This is a genomic window from Micromonospora sp. AMSO12t (genome assembly GCF_008806585.1).
GTDB lineage: Bacteria > Actinomycetota > Actinomycetes > Mycobacteriales > Micromonosporaceae > Micromonospora > Micromonospora reichwaldensis.
This window is the reverse complement of the sequence record NZ_WAAS01000474.1, coordinates 1-1973: the sequence shown is the minus strand read 5'-3', so window position 1 is coordinate 1973 and position 1973 is coordinate 1. Positions and strand designations below refer to the sequence as shown.

The following is a 1973-nucleotide window of genomic DNA, read 5'->3' as shown; positions in this document are numbered from 1 at the left end:
ACGAACTGAGGGCGATGTCGCGGCTGGTAGCGCTCATGGGTCGCATTGCCGGAGACGAGGACTCGGTCGCTGCGATGGCGCTGGTGCTCGACATGGCCCGGCTTGCCGACGCGCTGGAGTACCTCCGTACTGCTCAGCATCGGCTGCACCAGGCGCAGGCAGCCCGGGATGCGGCCCGGCAGCTCCGGGCCCTTGCCGCCGGCGGGCAGCGGCCGGTAACGACGCCGCTCACGGTGGCGGCAACGACCAGCCACACAGTGGACAGTGCCCGCCGCGCGATGCGGACCCGTTAGCGGAAGGAGCCCAGCATCATGCAACCGCAGCACGATGACCCGGTCGACGAGGCCAGACAGAAGGCGATGCAGTTCTTCGGCGTCGTTTCCACCCTCAGCGAAGCCGTCGCCCGCTTCGCCGCAGTGGGCATCCAGCGCAAGGCGGCCGAGGAGGAACGTGCCGCCGGCCGGGAGCGGGCCGCCGAGGCGGCCAGCCGCGCCGCCGCCCGGCTCGGCGACTCCGTCCGTGCCGACCGGGAGCGACTCGCCCGCCGGGTCGACGGCTCGTGGCTGAAGGACGCAACCCTCACCGAGGTGGCCGAGGTATGGCGTACCGCGACGGTGCACGCCGCCGCCAGCGACCCCGTCGCTCAGAAGCTCGCGGGGCTCGCACTGGACCGCCTGGGCGAGTTGCACCCGCAGTGGCGGGCCGCGTACGACCGGCAGCGGGCGGCTGGAAAGTCCGCCCCCGACGCCGCCCGCGCCGCGGCCCACGAGGTCTGGGAGAGCGAAGCGACGAGGGCCGGCGCCAGCGGCAGAGCGGCGCGACCACACGGTGGCCCGGAGGGCCCGAAGCTGCGCGCCGGCGCAAACGGGAAGGCGCTACCCGCTGGTGGGCAGGCGCTCAACGACCTGGACGCCGCCGTACGCGCTGAAGCAGTGGGGCTGCTCGCCGACGTCAGTCCCGAGGCGCTGGACCGGCTACAGCGTGACCTGCGCTCCAGCGGCCGAGCGCCGGCGGCGGACGGTCTCGGACTGGCACGCCAGTACGTGGGTCAGGCCCGCAAGGCAGGTGCACTGACGCCGGTGGTCGCCGATGCCGCCGACCACGACTTGCTGGCACGCGCGGACGAGGAGCGGGCGCGGGCCCGCGCCGTCGCCGGGACGCCGGACTACCCACGCACCGCAGCCGACGAACACACCGAGGGGCTCGTCGTGGCCGCCAAGCACTACGGCTCGGCCGGCCACGAAGAAGCCGCAGCCCAGCAACGTCGCCTGGGCGAGACCTTCGCTCCGCTGGTAGTCGGCGGAAAGGTGGATTCCCTCGTGGCTGCCAAGCGGCCGGCGACCGTGGTACCGGAGCAGGTTCGGGCGGCGACTCGATGACTAGCGCGGAAACGTCAAGTCCCTTCGGCGAGGTGGACGGGATGACAGAGGACCTCACAGCTCAAGTTGCGCTGTTGGCCAAGCAGGTCGCCGAACTTCAGCAGTTTGTCGCCGACCGCGCGGGCAGCGACGGCGGGCAGGGACAACCACCGGTATACGGGACTGTTGAGGAGTGGGTCCGCGACTACCTCCTGCCGGGATTTCCCCGGCCGGTCGGCGAGGTTGGGCTGGTGCGGTGGCACTGGTGCGAGCAGTGGTGGCGCCACGACGAAGCCATCACACGGCTGACCGCCTTGTGGTACGGCTGGGAACACGCCCGGCTCGAGATGACCGGCATGCTGGGCTGGCTGCGCGAACTGGACCACCACCTGCCGATGCTGCTCGGCCCCGACGGGCCATTCCGCTCCTGCGCCCCCGGCATCGACGGCAGCACTGCCCGACACAAGGCGCCTACCGTTGCTGCCTTTGAGCAAGCGCCGGAGCAGTGGTGGGACTGGTGGGATACCAAGTAGGCACAGGGGCCTTCCTCTACCCGCTGGTCCTCGACACTCGTCCTGGCGGCACGGAACTGGGGGTCGAACGGTCGACGCCGGG

2 protein-coding genes and 1 pseudogene are annotated in these 1973 nt (G+C 71.7%); all 3 read left to right on the top strand.

Going from position 1 to position 1973, the window contains the following annotated elements:
* Positions 1-293 (top strand): annotated as a pseudogene (locus tag F6X68_RS32395) (relaxase); the annotation flags it as partial.
* Between the two features lie 18 nt (positions 294-311).
* Positions 312-1379 carry a hypothetical protein gene (locus F6X68_RS33795; protein ID WP_192581645.1) on the top strand — a complete coding sequence of 356 codons (1068 nt, stop codon included), beginning with the start codon at positions 312-314 and terminating at the stop codon, positions 1377-1379.
* A gap of 41 nt (positions 1380-1420) precedes the next feature.
* Positions 1421-1891, top strand: coding sequence for a DUF4913 domain-containing protein (locus F6X68_RS32385; RefSeq protein WP_225852566.1), 471 nt, complete (start codon positions 1421-1423; stop codon positions 1889-1891).
* Positions 1892-1973 lie beyond the last annotated feature (82 nt).